Raw genomic sequence first — 16,527 nt, 5'->3', positions numbered from 1 at the left:
CAAGGCTGGCCCCGCAAGGCGCCCGAAGGGGTTCCGCCGAAGGCGGGTACTGCATGAGTGGCGGCTCCCAGGCCGCGGCAGCAAGCGCGCGCGTCGCCGAAGGCGACGTTCTTTTCGGAGTGGGCCCCGGAGGGGTCCGCGAAGAAAAGAATCCCGAGGCAGCGAGCCGTCAGGCGAGCCGCCGAGAACGTTCCCGGTCGGCCCGAAGGGCCTTCCGGGAACGTTGGCGCGCGAAACAGGCCAGAAGTATGAGCACTATCACTCCAGCGCGGCTTGGGGTGGGCTCGGGGGGTGGTGGGGGGTCACTCGGGCGTAACCTGCGGACGTGCCCGCGATGATCGCACCGAGCATTCTGTCCGCTGACTTTGCTCGGCTCGCTGACGAAGCCGCCGCCGTGACCGGCGCGGACTGGCTGCATGTCGACGTGATGGATGCCCATTTCGTCCCCAACCTGACGTTGGGTCTGCCGATCGTGCAGTCGTTGCTCAAGGCGACCGATATTCCGCTGGACTGCCACCTGATGATCGACGACCCGGACCGCTGGGCGGTCGGGTACGCGGAGGCGGGCGCCTACAACGTCACCGTGCACGTCGAGGCGGCGGCCGACCCGGTGAAGCTCGCGGCGAACCTGCGCGCCGCCGGGGCGAAGGCGGGGCTGTCGGTCAAGCCGGGCACGCCGCTGGAGCCGTACGTCGAGCTGCTGAAGCACTACGACACACTGCTGGTGATGAGCGTCGAGCCGGGTTTCGGCGGCCAGTCGTTCATCGTCGAGGTGCTCGACAAGGTCCGCCAGGCGCGGCGGCTGGTCGACTCGGGTGAGCTGACCGTGGTCGTCGAGATCGACGGTGGGATCAACGCGGACACGATCGAACAGGCGGCGGAAGCGGGCGTCGACTGTTTCGTCGCCGGGTCCGCCGTGTACGGGGCGGAGGACCCCGCTCGCGCCGTCGAGGCGCTGCGGGCACGGGCGACCGAAGCGGCCGCTCAGGTTGTCAGAGGAGTGCACTGATGTTCACCGGGATTGTCGAAGAGGTCGGCGAGGTCGTCGACGTCCGGCGGCATGACGACGTGGTGGTGCTCGCGGTACGGGGCCCTACCGTGTCGCTCGACGCGAAACACGGCGACTCGATCTCGGTGAACGGCTGTTGTCTGACCGTCGTGGACGCCGAGGGTGCCACCGACGGCGTGTTCCACCTGGAACTGGTGCCGGAGACCCTGAAACGGACCTCGCTGGGCGCGGCGGTCACCGGGGCGAAGGTGAACCTGGAGCGCGCGGTCCCGGCCGGTGGCCGCCTGGGCGGACACATCGTCCAGGGGCACGTCGACGGGGTGGGTGCGCTGCTCAGCCGCAGTCCGGGCGAGCGAAGCGACGAGGTGCGGTTCAGTCTGCCCGCCGAGCTCGCGCGCTACGTCGTCGAGAAGGGCTCGATCGCGGTCGACGGTGTCTCGCTGACCGTGGCCGGTGCCGACCGGGACTCGTTCACCGTCGCATTGATCCCGACGACGCTCGCTGATACGACGTTGGGAATACGGGGACCGGGTGACGCGGTCAATCTAGAGGTCGATGTCGTTGCCAAGTACGTGGAACGGTTGGCCACCGGGTATCTCGGTGCTGCCGGTGAGGAGGCTCGATCGTCATGAGTGAGCTCAATGGTCGAGACAGGTTCGCGGATATCGAGCGCGCCCTGCAGGACCTTGCCGATGGCAAGCCCGTGGTGGTCGTCGACGACGAGGACCGGGAGAACGAGGGCGACCTGATCTTCGCCGCCGAGAAGGCGACGCCGGAGCTGGTCTCGTTCATGGTCCGCTACACGTCCGGCTACATCTGCGTCGCGCTGACCGACAGCGAGTGCGACCGTCTCGATCTGCCGCCGATGCACTACGCGAACGGTGACAACTTCCGGACCGCGTTCACCGTCACGGTGGATGCGAAGGAAGGGATCAGCACGGGCATCTCGGCGTCCGACCGCGCACACACGATCCGGTTGCTGGCCAACCCGCGCACCGCGCCGAACGACCTGGTCCGTCCCGGTCATGTGCTGCCGCTGCGTGCGCGCGAGGGTGGCGTGCTGCGCCGCCCGGGCCACACCGAGGCATCGGTCGACCTGACCCGGCTGGCCGGTCTCTCGCCGGCGGGCGCGCTGTGCGAGATCGTCTCCGAGAAGGACGGCGCGGACATGGCCCGCGCCGACGAGCTGCGGGTCTTCGCCGAGGAGCACGACCTCGCGCTGGTCACGATCGCTGATCTGATCGCCTATCGGCGCCGCTACGAGAAGCAGGTCGAGCGGGTCGCCGAAGCCCGGATCCCGACGCCGCACGGCGGTTTCGTCGCGTACGGCTACGACAACGTTCTGGACGGTATCGAGCACATCGCGCTGGTCTACGGCGACCTCGGTGACGGCGAGGACGTGCTGGTCCGGGTCCACTCGGAGTGCCTGACCGGTGACGTGTTCGGCTCGCTGCGCTGTGACTGCGGGCCGCAGCTCGACGCCGCGCTGGCCGCGGTGGCCGCCGAGGGGCGTGGTGTCGTGCTCTACGTGCGTGGCCACGAGGGCCGGGGTATCGGCCTGATGCACAAGCTGCAGGCCTACCAGCTGCAGGAGTCCGGCGCGGACACGGTCGACGCGAACCTCGCGCTCGGTATGCCGGCCGACGCGCGTGACTACGGCACGGGTGCCCAGATTCTGGTGGATCTCGGTGTCAGCTCGATGCGGTTGCTGACCAATAATCCGGACAAGCGCGCGGGTCTGGAAGGCTACGGTCTTCGTGTGGTCGAGCGGGTCGCACTGCCGATCCGGCCGACCCGGGAGAACCTGCACTACCTGCGCACCAAGCGGGATCGGATGGGACACGACCTGCCGAACCTGGATGGCGTGCTGGACAATGTGGATGACCGAGGAACCGGTGGAGTGACTGCGTGAACGAGGTGACCGGGTGAGTGGCGTCGGCCGACCGCTGGATGAGAACACGCCGGAGGCCGGTGGCCTCCGGCTCGGGATCGCGGCGGCGAAGTGGCACCCGGTGATCGCCGACCGGCTGCTGGAACGCGCGTTGGCCGCGGCGGCGGACAGCGGCATCGTGGAGCCCACCGTGGTCCGGGTGCCGGGTTCGCTGGAGCTGCCGGTGGTGTGCCAGGAGCTGGCCCGTGAGCACGATGCGGTGGTCGCGCTGGGTGTGGTCATCCGGGGCGGCACGCCGCACTTCGACTACGTGTGCGACTCGGTCACGGCGGGGCTCACCCGTATCGCGCTCGACGAGTCGACCCCGGTCGGCAACGGTGTGCTGACCTGCGACACCGAGGAGCAGGCCGTCCAGCGCAGTGGATGTCAGGGCGCGGACGAGGACAAGGGCGCCGACGCTTGTCTCGCCGCGGTGCAGACCGCGCTCGCGCTGCGCGAGCTGCGCGGAGGATCGGCGTGACGATGGCCGAGGCCCCGCACGCGCAGAACCCGGGAAGGATCGAGATTCGGCCGCTGCGGGTGCGCTGGGTCGCCTGGATCAGCGCGATCGTGCTGGTCGCGGCGATGACCACGGTCGCGGTGCTGCTCCGGACGGAATCGACCGGGGTGTACTTCCGGACTGCCGACCAGGTGGCCATCGTGCTGCTCGGCGTTCTGATCGCCCTGGGCGTTCTGGTGCTCACGCTCGCCCGGGTCCGTGCGGACGAGAACGGCGTCGAGGTCCGGAACCTGTTGATCACCCGCACCGTGCCGTGGTCGGAGGTGCTGGAGGTCCGGTTCCCGGACGGTGAGCGCTGGGCGCGGCTCGAGCTGCCCGACGACGAGTACCTGCCGGTGTCGGCGATCCAGCTGGTCGACGGCCAGCGTGCGGTGGCCGCGATGGCCCGGTTACGTGCACTGCACGCCGCCTATCACTCGGCGGCGCACGGCTCATCGGAGAGCTGACGACACGCCCGTCGACGGCCCGGTTGCTACCCAGAGCGACGGGTTGGTCGCGGCGAGTTACGATCACCATCCCTCACATACGTGAAGATCAGACTCCGATGAGGCGGTGCGGCATTGTCAGCGGCCGAGACCGGGGCGAGCACGGTTCCTGAGCGGACCAAGGCGCGGCGTCCCAAGGTTGTGCTGTTCGATGTGTTCGAGACTCTGCTCGACCTGGAGTACCTGCGGCCCCGGTTCGTCGACGTCGGCCGTCCCGGGCACGAGCTGGAGCTGTTCTTCGCGCGCACGCTGCGCGACGGGATGGCACTCACCCTGGCCGGCGGCTCGCCACCGTTCCTGGAGGTGGCTCGGTCCGCGCTGATCCGCAGCACGGAGCGCAGGTTGAGCGAGGAAGCGGTGCAGCACGTGCTGGCCGGCTTCCGCGAGCTGCCGCCGCATCCCGACGTCGAGCCCGCCCTGGTCATGCTGGCGAAGGCGAAGGTGCCGGCCTACGCGTTCACCCACGGCGCCGCCGAGGTCGCTCGCGCCGCGCTCGACCGGGCGCAGCTGCGTAGCTATCTGCGCGGAGTGATCTCGACGGAGGAGATCAGCTCGTTCAAGCCGCCGCCCACGGTCTATCACTGGGCGTGCCGCAGGGTCGGTGCGGTGGGTGCGAACACCGCGCTGGTCGCGGTGCACGCCTGGGACGTCCACGGCGCGGTGCGTGCCGGTCTGCTCGCCGGGTTCGCCACCCGGCACGAGGGCGGCATGTCCGACGTGTTCGACGCCCCGCACGTGGTCGCGGAGAAGCTGGACGACGTGGTCGAACGCCTGCTGGCGATGCCGACCTGACCGAGCTCTTGAGTGTTCAGTATGGCTATAGCCACACTGAACACTCACGAGCAGTACCAGCCATCCGAGGGTGCTTGGCATCCCCTCTAGGCTGGTGACATCATGGCCGATCCTTCCACGTACCGCCCGGCCGCCGGCACCATCCCGGAGGCCCCGGGCGTCTACCGCTTCTCCGACCAGCACGGTCGGGTGATCTACGTCGGCAAGGCGAAGAGCCTGCGCAGCCGCTTGAACTCGTACTTCGCCGACCTGACGAACCTGCATCCGAGAACCCGCCAGATGGTGACGACGGCGGCGAACGTGCAGTGGACCGTCGTGGGCACCGAGGTCGAGGCACTCCAGCTCGAATACAACTGGATCAAGGAGTTCGATCCTCGGTTCAACGTCCGCTACCGGGACGACAAGACCTACCCGGTGCTGGCCGTGACCCTGCACGAGGAGTACCCCAGGCTGCACGTCTACCGGGGTCCGAGGCGCAAGGGCGTCCGCTACTTCGGGCCGTACGCGCACGCCTGGGCGATCCGCGAGACCCTCGACATGCTGCTGCGGGTGTTCCCGGCGCGCACCTGCTCGAACGGCGTGTTCCGCCGCCACGGTCAGATCGGTCGGCCGTGCCTGCTCGGCTACATCGACAAGTGTTCGGCGCCGTGCGTCGGCAGGGTCACCGCCGACGAGCACCGGACGATCGTGTCGGACTTCGCCGAGTTCCTGTCCGGCCGGACCGACCGCATGGTGCGCGAGTTCGAACGGCAGATGACGGAGGCGGCCGAGGAGCTGGAGTTCGAGCGCGCCGCTCGGCTGCGCGACGACATCAGCGCCTTGCGGCGAGCGATGGAGAAGCAGGCCGTCGTGCTGGGCGACGGTACGGACGCCGACGTGGTCGCGTTCGCCCAGGACGAGCTCGAAGCGGCGGTGCAGGTCTTCCACGTGCGCGGCGGCCGGGTCCGTGGTCAGCGCGGCTGGGTGATCGACAAGGTCGAGGAGACCGACACCCCGGCGCTGGTGGAGCGATTCGTCACCCAGTTCTACGGCGAGCAGGCCGCGCTCGCCGAGTCGGCGGACGACGCGATCCAGCCGGTGCCCAAGGAGATCCTGGTCCCCGAGCTGCCGCCGGAGACCGAGCTGCTCACCGAGTGGCTGTCCGAGCTGCGTGGTTCGCGGGTTCAGCTGCGGGTCCCGCAGCGCGGCGACAAGCGGGCGCTCGCCGACACCGTCGCACGCAACGCCGCCGAGTCGTTCACCCAGCACAAGCTGCGCCGCGCCGGTGACCTGACCGCGCGCTCGGCGGCGCTGACCGAGATCCAGGAGGCGCTGGGCCTCGACTCCGCGCCGCTGCGCATCGAGTGCGTGGACGTCAGCCACGTCCAGGGCAGTGACGTGGTCGCCTCGCTCGTGGTCTTCGAGGACGGCCTGGCCCGCAAGTCCGAGTACCGCCGGTTCGCCATCCGGGACGGCGCGGAGGGCGGCGACGTCGCGTCGATCGCGGAGGTCGTGCGTCGCAGGTTCCGCCGATACCTGGCGGAGACCGCGAGTACTCCGGAGCCGGCCGAGTCGGGTGCGGTCAGTGAGGCCGACGAGGACGACGTGACGCTGGCGGTCCGAGGCGGTATCGACCCGGAGACCGGCCGTCCGCGCAAGTTCGCCTACCCACCCAACCTGTTCGTGGTCGACGGTGGCGCACCGCAGGTCGAAGCGGCGTCGGACGTCCTCGCGGAGCTGGGTGTCACCGACGTGGCGGTGTGCGGCCTGGCCAAGCGCCTGGAAGAGGTCTGGCTTCCCGGCGACCCGGACCCGGCCATCCTGCCGCGCACCAGCGAAGGGCTCTATCTGCTGCAGCGGGCGCGCGACGAGGCACACCGCTTCGCCATCACCTACCACCGGCAGAAGCGTTCGAAGCGGATGACCGCGTCCGAGCTGGACTCGGTGCCCGGTCTCGGCGAGGCGAGACGCACCGCTCTGCTCAAGCATTTCGGCTCCTTGCGCAAATTGCGTCAGGCCGCCGCCGACGAGATCGCTCAGGTCCCCGGGATGGGCCCCAGGACCGCGGCCGCGGTGGTCGCCGCACTGAGCGGGGCCACCGAGGCGAAGTCGGCAGTCAGCACGGGGGAGGACACATGACCGGCTCGGAGCAGGAACTTCCGTCTGGCACGTCGGGCATCGAGGTCGCGCTGGTCAGCGGCCTGTCCGGCGCGGGGAGGAGCACCGCGGCCAAGGTGCTGGAGGACCTCGGCTGGTTCGTGGTCGACAACCTCCCTCCGGAGCTGATCTCCACCATGGTGGAGCTGGGCGCCAAGGCGCGCGGTGACATCACCCGGATCGCGGTCGTGATGGACGTGCGCAGCCGCGCGTTCACCGACGATCTCGCGGCGGTCATCAAGGACCTCGACGCCAGGGGCTACAAGCCGAAGCTGCTGTTCCTGCAGGCCAGCGACCAGGTGCTGATCCGGCGGTTCGAGCAGGTGCGGCGCAGCCACCCGTTACAGGGCAGCGGGCGGCTCGCCGACGGGATCGCGGCCGAGCGCGTCCTGCTGGGTCCGCTGCACGACGTCGCGGACCTCGTGCTGGACACCAGCACGTTGTCGGTCCACCAGCTGCGTACGAGCATCGAGCGCAGCTTCGGCACCGAGGCGGCCGGCCACACGCGCGTGACGCTGCTGTCCTTCGGCTACAAGTACGGGCTGCCGATGGACTCGGACCTCGTGGTGGACATGCGGTTCCTGCCGAACCCGTACTGGATTCCGGAGTTACGGGAGTTCAACGGACGTGATGAGGCGGTGCGTGACTACGTGCTGTCCCAGGAGGGCGCCGAGGAGTTCCTCGAGCAGTACCACCGGCTGCTGCGGCTGGTGAACGGCGGCTACCGGCGCGAGGGCAAGCGGTACCTGACGGTCTCGGTGGGCTGCACCGGTGGCAAGCACCGCAGCGTGGCGATCTCCGAGGAGCTCGCTCGCAGGCTGCGCGGCGAGGACGGTGTGACGGTGAGCGTCGTGCACCGCGACCTGGGCCGCGAGTGAGCGGACCGAAAGCTGTCGCGCTGGGTGGCGGGCACGGCCTGTACGCCACGTTGAGCGCGCTGCGGCTGCTCACCGACTCGGTGACGGCTGTGGTCACGGTGGCCGACGACGGTGGCTCCTCCGGCCGGTTACGCGGTGAGCTGGGCATCCTGCCGCCCGGTGACCTCCGGATGGCGCTGGCGGCCCTGGCCGACGGTGGCGCCTCGGGTGAACGCTGGGGCGAGCTGTTCCAGCACCGTTTCGGCGGCACCGGAGCGCTGGCCGGCCACGCGGTCGGCAACCTGCTGCTCGCCGGGCTGATCGAGGTGTGTGGCGATCCGGTGGTCGCGCTGGAAGAGGCTGGCCGGTTGCTCGGCGTGCGTGGCCGGGTGTTGCCGATGAGCGTGAACCCCCTGGTCATCGAGGCGGAGGTGAGCGGGCTGGGCAGGGACCCGGACGCGCTCAGCCGAATCCGGGGGCAGGTCGCCGTGGCCAGCACCCCGGGACGCGTCCGCCGGGTCTGGTTGCAGCCGGCCAGCCCCACCGCGTGCCCCGAGGCGGTCGAGGCCGTTCGGGAGGCCGAGGTGGTGCTCCTGGGGCCGGGATCGTGGTTCACCAGCGTCCTGCCGCACCTGATGGTCCCGGATTTGCGCCAGGCGCTGCTCGACACGCGGGCATGCAAGGTCGTGGTGCTGAACCTCGCCCCGCAGCCGGGGGAGACCGCCGGGTTCTCACCCGAACGGCACCTGGACGTACTCTGCCAACACGCCCCCGAGCTGCGCATCGATGCGGTGCTCGCGGACATCGACTCCGTGCCGGTGCCCGAGCGTCTGCAACGTGCCGCTGCCGCACTGGGTGCGCGGGCAGTGCTTGCCCCGGTGGGGGAGCGGGACGGGACGGCCAGGCACAATTCGGCGGCACTGGCGGAAGCAGTCAGGTCGGTCATGGTGGCGCCGGAGCGGTGGGATCGATCGACAGTCGGATCGCGGAGCCCAAGCTCGCGTGAGGTAACTGGGCCGAGCGGCCGAGAGGAGAACACGAGGTGGCGATGACAGCGTCGGTGAAGGACGAGCTCAGCCGGTTGAACGTGACGAAGCCGTGCTGCCGCCGGTCGGAGCTGGCCTCGCTGCTGCGTTTCGCCGGCGGGCTGCACATCGTGGGCGGCAAGGTGGTGATCGAGGCGGAGGTGGACACCGGCTCGGTCGCCCGGCGGCTGCGACGCGAGATCCATGAGCTGTACGGGCACACGTCCGAGGTTCAGGTGATCAGCTCCGGCGGTCTGCGCAGAGGTGCCAGATATGTGATCAGGGTGGTCAAGGACGGTGCCGGGCTCGCCCGTCAGACCGGGCTGCTCGACCTGCGTGGCCGCCCGGTGCGAGGCCTGCCGCCGCAGGTCGTCTCGGGCGGTCTGTGTGACGCGGAGGCGGCGTGGCGGGGGGCGTTCCTCGCCCACGGCTCGCTGACCGAGCCCGGTCGCAGCTCCGCGCTCGAGGTGACCTGCCCCGGTCCCGAGGCCGCGCTCGCGCTGGTCGGCGCCGCGCGTCGGCTGGGCGTGACCGCGAAGGCCCGCGAGGTGCGCGGCGCCGATCGGGTCGTGGTCCGCGACGGTGACGCCATCGGCGCACTGCTGACCAGGCTGGGCGCGCACTCCTCGGTGCTGGCCTGGGAGGAGAGGCGGATGCGCCGCGAGGTCCGCGCGACCGCGAACCGGCTGGCGAACTTCGACGATGCGAACCTGCGCCGTTCGGCCCGTGCCGCTGTCGCCGCGTCGGCCAGGGTCCGTCGCGCACTCGACCTGCTCGCCGACGATGTGCCCGAGCACCTGCTGGCGGCCGGGCGGCTGCGGCTGGAGAACACCCAGGCCTCCCTGGAGGAGCTGGGGCAGCTGTCGGACCCGCCGATGACGAAGGACGCGGTCGCGGGTCGTATCCGCAGGCTGCTGCACATGGCAGACAAGCGCGCGGCCGACCTCGGGGTGCCCGACACCGAGTCCGCGGTGACCGCTGACATGCTTGCCGACACATGAGACCGGGACAACAGTACAGCTCAGAGCATCTGTACCGGTAAGGTTGAGCTGAAGCCGGGGAGCCGGTCGGCTCCCCGCTCATGAAGACGACACAGGAGGCATGAGTGGTCCGGGTAGGAGTCAACGGCTTTGGCCGTATCGGACGGAACTTCTGGCGCGCCGTCGCGGCGCAGCAGGCCGCTGGTACTACTGACATCGAGATCGTCGCGGTCAACGACATCACTGACAACGCGACGCTCGCGCACCTGCTGAAGTACGACTCGATCCTGGGCAGGCTGCCGTTCGACGTCTCCTCCACCGACGAGGAGATCATCGTCGACGGCAAGCCCTTCAAGGGCCTCGCCGTGCGCGACCCGGGTGAGCTGCCGTGGAAGGACCTCGGCGTCGACGTCGTGGTCGAGTCCACCGGTCTGTTCACCAAGCGGGAGGCCGCGGCCAAGCACCTCGACGCGGGCGCCAAGAAGGTGGTCATCTCCGCACCGGCCAGCGGTGAGGACCTGACCGTCGTCAAGGGCGTCAACGACGGCGACTACGACGGCAGCCAGTCGATCGTCTCGAACGCCTCGTGCACGACGAACTGCCTCGCGCCGATGGCGAAGGTGCTGGACGACCTGGTGGGCATCGAGAAGGGTCTGATGACCACGATCCACGCCTACACCCAGGACCAGAACCTGCAGGACGGGCCGCACAAGGACCTGCGCAGGGCGCGCGCCGCCGCGATCAACATCGTGCCGACCTCGACCGGTGCCGCCAAGGCGATCTCGCTGGTCCTGCCGCACCTCAAGGGCAAGCTGGACGGTTACGCGCTGCGCGTGCCGATCCCCACCGGCTCGGCGACCGACCTCACCGCCACGGTCGGCCGGGAGACCACCGCCGAAGAGGTCAACGCTGCCATGAAGGCCGCGGCCGAGGGCCCCCTCAAGGGTGTGCTGCTCTACACCGAGGACCCGATCGTGTCCTCGGACATCGTCACCGACCCGCATTCCTGCATCTTCGACGCCGGCCTCACCAAGGTGATCGGCAACCAGGTCAAGATCGTCGGTTGGTACGACAACGAGTGGGGCTACTCGAACCGGCTGGTCGACATCACCTCCCTGGTGGCGTCCAAGCTGTGAAGACGCTCCACGACCTGATCTCTCCCGCGGGGGTTGCGGGGCGGACCGTTCTGGTGCGCTCCGACCTCAACGTTCCGCTCGACGGCGGGGTCATCACCGACGACGGCCGCATCCGTGCCTCGGTGCCGACCATCTGGGCGCTGTCCAACGCGCGTGCCCGGGTGATCGTCACCGCGCACCTGGGGCGGCCGAAGGCCGGCGCCTCCGACGAGGAGAACGCCGCGTTCTCACTCGCACCGGTCGTGGACCGGCTGAGCGACATGCTCAACATGCCGGTCCGGCTGGTGCGGCTGGCCGACGGCCCGCCTCAGCTGGCCGACGGCGAGGTCGTGCTGCTGGAGAACGTCCGGTTCGACGCTCGTGAGACCAGCAAGGACGACGCCGAGCGCGCGGAGCTCGCCGCCGAGCTCGCGGCGCTGACCGGCTCCGACGGCGCGTTCGTCTCCGACGGGTTCGGGGTGGTGCACCGCAAGCAGGCCTCGGTGTTCGATGTGGCGGCGACGCTGCCCGCGTACACCGGTTCGCTGGTGACGGCCGAGGTCGAAGTGCTGCGCAGGCTCACCGAGGACCCGGCACGGCCGTACGTCGTGGTGCTGGGCGGGTCGAAGGTCTCCGACAAGCTCGCGGTCATCGAGGCGCTGCTGCCGAAGGTCGACCAGCTGCTGGTGGGCGGCGGGATGTGTTTCACGTTCCTCGCCGCGCATAGGCACTCGGTGGGCGACTCGCTGCTGGAGACCTCGCAGGTCGAGAACTGCCGTCGGCTCCTGGAGTCGGGCAAGATCGTGCTGCCGACGGACGTCGTGGTCGCCGACGACTTCTCGGCGGATGCGAACACCCGGACCGTCGGTGTCGACGCGATCCCGGACGGGTGGAAGGGGCTGGACATCGGTCCGGCGTCGGTCGCCGCGTTCGGGGAGGTTCTCTCCGGTGCGAAGACGGTGTTCTGGAACGGCCCGATGGGCGTGTTCGAGCTGGCACCGTTCGAGCACGGCACCCGAGGGGTCGCGCAGGCCGTCGTGGACGCCACGTCGTCGGGTGCGTTCAGCGTGGTCGGCGGTGGCGACTCGGCCGCCGCTGTCCGTGCGCTGGGGCTGCCGGAGCAGGGCTTCTCGCACATCTCGACCGGCGGCGGTGCGTCGCTGGAGTACCTGGAGGGCAAGGAGCTCCCCGGTCTCGCCGTTCTCGACAAATGAGGAATCCGTGTCTCGCAAGCCGCTGATCGCCGGCAACTGGAAGATGAACCTCAACCACCTCGAGGCAATCGCCCTGGTGCAGAAGTTCGCCTTCGCGCTGCCGGACAAGTACTACAAGAAGATCGATGTGGCGGTCATTCCGCCGTTCACCCACATCCGCAGCATCCAAACCATGATCGACGGCGACGAGCTGCTGATGGTGCACGGTGCGCAGGACATCTCACCGAAGGACTCCGGTGCCTACACCGGAGACGTCTCCGGTCCGATGCTGGCGAAGCTGGGCAGCAGCTACGTCATCGTCGGGCACTCGGAGCGCAGGGAGATTCACAGCGAGGACGACAAGCAGGTCAACGCCAAGGTGCTGGCCGCGCTGCGCAACGGGATCACCCCGATCCTGTGCGTCGGCGAGGGCCTTGACGTGCGTGAGCAGGGCGGGCACGTCACGCACTGCACCTCGCAGCTCGACGCCGCGCTGGCCAAGGTGACGGCCGAGCAGGTCGCCGGTCTGGTGATCGCCTATGAGCCCATCTGGGCGATCGGCACCGGCAGGGTCGCCACCCCGGCGGACGCGCAGGAGGTCTGCGCGGCACTGCGGGCAGCGGTGGAGAAGCGCTACGACACGGCGACCGCCGAGTCGGTGCGCGTGCTCTACGGCGGTTCGGTCAAGTCCGGCAGCATCGGCGAGCTCATCGCCGAGCGGGACATCGACGGTGCGCTGGTCGGCGGCGCGAGCCTGGACGCCGACGAGTTCGCCAAGCTGTGTGCGATCGCGGCCGGCGGCCCGCTGCCGTAGGCCGTCCCCGTGAGTGGCAAGGGGCCCTACCGCGAAGCGGCGCCGAAGGCGTAGCAACTCTGGGCACTCACGACACGCTTTTCGTCGTGAGTGCCCAGAGTTGCTATAGGACCCCTTGCCACTCACGGTGATGCCCGGGCCGAGTTGAGGAATCCGGGGCAGGTATCCTGGTGATCCGCGCCTCAGCCCGGTGCTGGCCCGATGAGCACACCGGCGGCAGACCAATGGACGAGTGCGCACACGTACGCGTCGGATGAGGATGGCATGAAGCTCGCTCTGGAGATCGTTCTCGTTGTCACCAGCGTGTTGTTGGTGATGCTGATCCTCCTGCACCGGGGTCGCGGTGGCGGCCTGTCGGCGCTGTTCGGCGGCGGCATGCAGTCGAACCTCTCCGGGTCCGCGCGCGCGGAGAAGAACTTGGACCGGATGACCATCTTCGTCGGCGCGATCTGGTTGGTCGCGATCGTCGGCACTGGTCTTCTGGTCAAACTGAGCAGCTGAGGCTCCGTACGGAGCCCGATCTCACACGACTGGGGTAGAGGTTCACATGGCCGGTGGCAACGCGATCAGAGGGACCCGGGTCGGCGGGGGTCCGATGGGGGAATCCGAGCGTGGTGAGACCGCGCCGCGCATGATGGTGTCCTACTGGTGCGCCAACGGGCACAAGACGACACCGTCGTTCGCCGCCGAGGCGGAGCTCCCGGAGAACTGGGACTGCCCTCGGTGCGGACTGCCCGCCGGCACGGACCACCAGAACCCGCCCGCCGCGACTCGCAACGAGCCGTACAAGACACACCTCGCGTACGTCAAGGAGCGTCGTAGCGACGCCGATGGCGCCGCGATCCTGGACGAGGCACTGAAGCGGCTCAAGGCTCACCGGGAAGGCTGAGCTTGGGAGTTCGAGAGGTCCTGCGGGCGAAGCTGACGCGCGCGATCGATGAGGTCGTCGCGCGTCACCGCTCCGAGCAGACCGCTGAGCTGCGCCGTGAGCTGGAACAGCTGAAGGCTGATGTCCGGGCCGAGTCCGACCGGGTGATCGACTTCGTTCGCTCGGTGGAGATCCGGGACCGTCGGGACATGTTCGCGGCGGAAGAGCGGCGAGCGGTCGTCGAGAGCGCCGACTTCGTGCGCACGTCCATGCCGTCCGCGCGGCCGTTCCCCAATCCGACCGCAACACTGGAGCACGGGCTCTCGCTCGTCTCGGGCGACGGCATGGCGCTGGAGTTCGGTGTCTACAACGGCTCCACGTTGAAGATCATCGCCGCTGGTTGTGGTGATCGGCCGGTCTACGGATTCGATTCGTTCGAAGGGCTGCCGGAGGACTGGCGACCTGGATTCCCCGCCGGGGCGTTCACCGCTGGTGGCATCCCCTCTGTTCCGGGCGCCTCGATGGTCGTCGGGTGGTTCTCCGACACCCTTCCGGGTTTCCTCGCCTCGCACCCGGGGCCGGTGGCGTTCCTGCACATCGACGCTGACCTGTACTCGTCCACGCGGACAGTCCTCGACCTTGTCGGGCCTCGCCTGCGAGTCGGCAGCGTCATCGTGTTCGACGAGTACTTCAACTATCCGGGCTGGGCCGACCACGAGCATCGGGCCTGGTGCGAACACGTCTCCCGGACCGGTCTCCGCTTCACCTACGAGGCCTACACCCTGGACAACGAACAGGTCGTGGTCCAGGTGACCTCCCTTGTGAGTGATGAGGCCGTCTACCCCGAAGGGGCGCCGAAGGTGTAGGTGCTCCGAGCGCCTATATAGGCGGCCTCAGCACTCACAAGGTTTCGGGGCCTGCGGCTTCGGTTTTGTGGGCTGCTGGCTGCGGCTTTGGTCTTCGGGCTGCTGCCTGTGGCGGTTTGGTTTTCGGGCTGCGCCCGGGGGCTTTTACTGAGGGGGCTGCCGCCCCGAGCCGCACCGCAGGGCCCTGGGGGCCCTGTGGTGCGGCTCGGGTTGCCCATGAAGTCCCTTCTGGTCGCGTTGTGTGGGTGGTCGGGGTGGGTCTGATCGCGGTGTTCTGGCTGTGACCGTTTGCCGCTGGTGGGGGTTTGCTGGCTGGTTGACCTGCTGATTTCCTGTTTTTGTCGGTGTTCGAACGTATGATCGATGGCATGCAGGGTGGGGTGTCGGTCGGTTCCAGGCTCGCGGGTATGCCCGCTGGGCCAGTCCTCGGTGCTGTCCTGTCTGCCCTGGACATGAACGCGGTGTCCGATGACTTCGTCGTCGATGTGCTGCAAGCGTGTGCGCGTCAGCGTGCGCATGTCGAAGGGCTGTACACCGCCGCGGTCACCACAGTGGTGCAACGCGCCGCTGCTGTCGGGTCGGAGCAGTACGCCTCTGATGAAGTACGCGCCGCGTTGACCTTGTCTCGGAACCGGGCGCGGACCGAGTGCGATTTCGCCCAGGTTCTGTGTCTGGAGCTGCCCGCGGTGCACGCGGCGATGGTCGCGGGGCTGATCGACCGGGACCGGGCGATGGTGTTCACCTACCACCTCGCGGGCTTGCCTGAAGACCTGATCGCCGCGGTGATCGCGCGGGTGCTGCCGGTGGCGCCGGGGTTGACGACGGGGCAGTTGCGGGCCCGAATCCTGAAGCTGATCATCACGGTGGAGCCGGACCGGGCCGAGGACCAGTACGAGCAAGCTCTGGCTGATCGGATGGTGGTCGGCTACCTCGACTCAGCGGGCACCGCGACCATCACCGCCACTGGCCTGCCACCCGATGAAGCCGCGGCGGCGACCGAGCGGATCGCCAGGCTCGCGCTGGCCGCGAAGCGTGCGGGGCATCGGGGCCGGATCGACCAGCTGCGCGCCGACATCTTCCTGCGGTTGTTGGACGGACGGTTCCATCACCTGACCCGCACACAAATGATCGCCGCCCTGCTGGCCGAAACCTCGCCATCGGGTCCTGGCGCCGAGCCGGTCGACACCGAATCCGGCGTTGAAGAGCCGGAGGAGGGTGCCGCCGCCGAGGCGATGGGTCGGGTGTCGGGGATCGAGGTGCGGGCCCGGCTCGACACCCTTGCCGGGCTCAACAACCTGCCCGGTGAACTCCCGGGCTGGGGCCCGATCCTCGGGTCGGTTGCTCGACGGGCTGCTGGGCGCCAGCACAGCGGTCAGTGGCGGTGGGTGGTCACCGATGTCGATGGTTACCTGATCGCCGAAGGCATCACCCGTCGCCGACCGACCACCGGCCCGCCTAGCTACCGCGCCGAAGGCGGAATCGTCGAGCTGGCGATCCCTGCCACCACACTCGCCCAGCTGACCAAAGACCCACCCCGAGCCTGGACGAAAGTCATCACCGACATCGCCGACCAATACCAGCGGTCCCGCGAGCGCGATCCCGCCGAGAAACTGGACACCCAACCGGGTCGGCGACATCCGACCAGCGCACTACGGCGATACACCCAGATTCGGGATCGCACCTGTACCGCTCCGGGCTGTCGCCGATCGGCAGTGCAGTCCGAACTCGACCACACCCATGACGTCCAGCACGGCGGGCCCACCACCAGGACCAACCTGGCACCGGCCTGCGCACACGACCACGCACTCAAACACCGAGGAGGCTGGAAGGTCGCCCAGCCGCGCCCCGGCTACTTCCGCTGGAAAAGCCCCCTCGGCCGCATTTACCCGACCCGAGGAGAACCCATCACCGACCCCGATCCGCCACCGTTCTGACGG

General features: G+C 69.1%; 17 protein-coding genes. All 17 read left to right on the top strand.

Annotated features, from left to right (window positions below; genetic code table 11):
* Window positions 1-334 precede the first annotated feature (334 nt).
* Entirely contained in the window at window positions 335-1,009 is a 675-nt protein-coding gene (rpe, locus tag G406_RS0100580; RefSeq protein WP_028932266.1) for a ribulose-phosphate 3-epimerase, read from the top strand.
* A complete protein-coding gene (locus tag G406_RS0100575) occupies window positions 1,009-1,641 on the top strand; it encodes a riboflavin synthase (RefSeq protein ID WP_028932265.1) in 633 nt (210 codons plus the stop codon). Before rpe ends, G406_RS0100575 begins: the two co-directional genes overlap by 1 nt.
* A complete protein-coding gene (locus tag G406_RS0100570; protein ID WP_028932264.1) occupies window positions 1,638-2,921 on the top strand; it encodes a bifunctional 3,4-dihydroxy-2-butanone-4-phosphate synthase/GTP cyclohydrolase II in 1,284 nt (427 codons plus the stop codon). Before G406_RS0100575 ends, G406_RS0100570 begins: the two co-directional genes overlap by 4 nt.
* Before the next feature lie 13 nt (window positions 2,922-2,934).
* Window positions 2,935-3,420, top strand: coding sequence for a 6,7-dimethyl-8-ribityllumazine synthase (ribH, locus tag G406_RS0100565; RefSeq protein ID WP_028932263.1), 486 nt, complete (start codon window positions 2,935-2,937; stop codon window positions 3,418-3,420).
* 2 nt (window positions 3,421-3,422) lie between these two features.
* Window positions 3,423-3,905 (top strand): PH domain-containing protein, encoded by a 483-nt coding sequence (locus G406_RS0100560; protein WP_051341251.1) that lies wholly within the window; start codon window positions 3,423-3,425, stop codon window positions 3,903-3,905.
* Between the two features lie 114 nt (window positions 3,906-4,019).
* Window positions 4,020-4,736 (top strand): HAD family hydrolase, encoded by a 717-nt coding sequence (locus tag G406_RS0100555; RefSeq protein WP_051341250.1) that lies wholly within the window; start codon window positions 4,020-4,022, stop codon window positions 4,734-4,736.
* 102 nt (window positions 4,737-4,838) lie between these two features.
* On the top strand, window positions 4,839-6,854 hold the full coding sequence (gene uvrC / locus G406_RS0100550; protein WP_028932260.1) for an excinuclease ABC subunit UvrC: 2,016 nt from the start codon (window positions 4,839-4,841) through the stop codon (window positions 6,852-6,854).
* Window positions 6,851-7,750 carry an RNase adapter RapZ gene (rapZ, locus tag G406_RS0100545; RefSeq protein ID WP_028932259.1) on the top strand — a complete coding sequence of 300 codons (900 nt, stop codon included), beginning with the start codon at window positions 6,851-6,853 and terminating at the stop codon, window positions 7,748-7,750. The genes uvrC and rapZ overlap by 4 nt, the downstream gene beginning before the upstream one ends.
* Window positions 7,747-8,781 (top strand): gluconeogenesis factor YvcK family protein, encoded by a 1,035-nt coding sequence (locus G406_RS43865; RefSeq protein WP_084215671.1) that lies wholly within the window; start codon window positions 7,747-7,749, stop codon window positions 8,779-8,781. Before rapZ ends, G406_RS43865 begins: the two co-directional genes overlap by 4 nt.
* A complete protein-coding gene (whiA, locus tag G406_RS0100535; protein ID WP_028932258.1) occupies window positions 8,772-9,755 on the top strand; it encodes a DNA-binding protein WhiA in 984 nt (327 codons plus the stop codon). The genes G406_RS43865 and whiA overlap by 10 nt, the downstream gene beginning before the upstream one ends.
* A gap of 104 nt (window positions 9,756-9,859) precedes the next feature.
* Window positions 9,860-10,870 (top strand): type I glyceraldehyde-3-phosphate dehydrogenase, encoded by a 1,011-nt coding sequence (gap, locus tag G406_RS0100530; RefSeq protein WP_028932257.1) that lies wholly within the window; start codon window positions 9,860-9,862, stop codon window positions 10,868-10,870.
* Window positions 10,867-12,063 carry a phosphoglycerate kinase gene (locus tag G406_RS0100525; protein WP_028932256.1) on the top strand — a complete coding sequence of 399 codons (1,197 nt, stop codon included), beginning with the start codon at window positions 10,867-10,869 and terminating at the stop codon, window positions 12,061-12,063. The genes gap and G406_RS0100525 overlap by 4 nt, the downstream gene beginning before the upstream one ends.
* Before the next feature lie 7 nt (window positions 12,064-12,070).
* Window positions 12,071-12,856, top strand: coding sequence for a triose-phosphate isomerase (tpiA, locus tag G406_RS0100520; protein WP_028932255.1), 786 nt, complete (start codon window positions 12,071-12,073; stop codon window positions 12,854-12,856).
* Window positions 12,857-13,120: 264 nt separating this feature from the next.
* Entirely contained in the window at window positions 13,121-13,357 is a 237-nt protein-coding gene (gene secG / locus G406_RS0100515) for a preprotein translocase subunit SecG (protein WP_028932254.1), read from the top strand.
* A gap of 46 nt (window positions 13,358-13,403) precedes the next feature.
* Window positions 13,404-13,745 carry an RNA polymerase-binding protein RbpA gene (locus tag G406_RS0100510; RefSeq protein ID WP_028932253.1) on the top strand — a complete coding sequence of 114 codons (342 nt, stop codon included), beginning with the start codon at window positions 13,404-13,406 and terminating at the stop codon, window positions 13,743-13,745.
* Between the two features lie 2 nt (window positions 13,746-13,747).
* Entirely contained in the window at window positions 13,748-14,590 is an 843-nt protein-coding gene (locus G406_RS43860; protein ID WP_245606964.1) for a class I SAM-dependent methyltransferase, read from the top strand.
* Window positions 14,591-14,958: 368 nt separating this feature from the next.
* A complete protein-coding gene (locus G406_RS0100500; protein WP_169736556.1) occupies window positions 14,959-16,524 on the top strand; it encodes an HNH endonuclease signature motif containing protein in 1,566 nt (521 codons plus the stop codon).
* Window positions 16,525-16,527: the final 3 nt, after the last annotated feature.

This window comes from Actinospineispora spinosispora DSM 44797 (assembly GCF_000429025.1).
Lineage (GTDB): Bacteria > Actinomycetota > Actinomycetes > Mycobacteriales > Pseudonocardiaceae > Pseudonocardia > Pseudonocardia spinosispora.
This window is presented reverse-complemented; position numbering and strand designations above follow the sequence as displayed.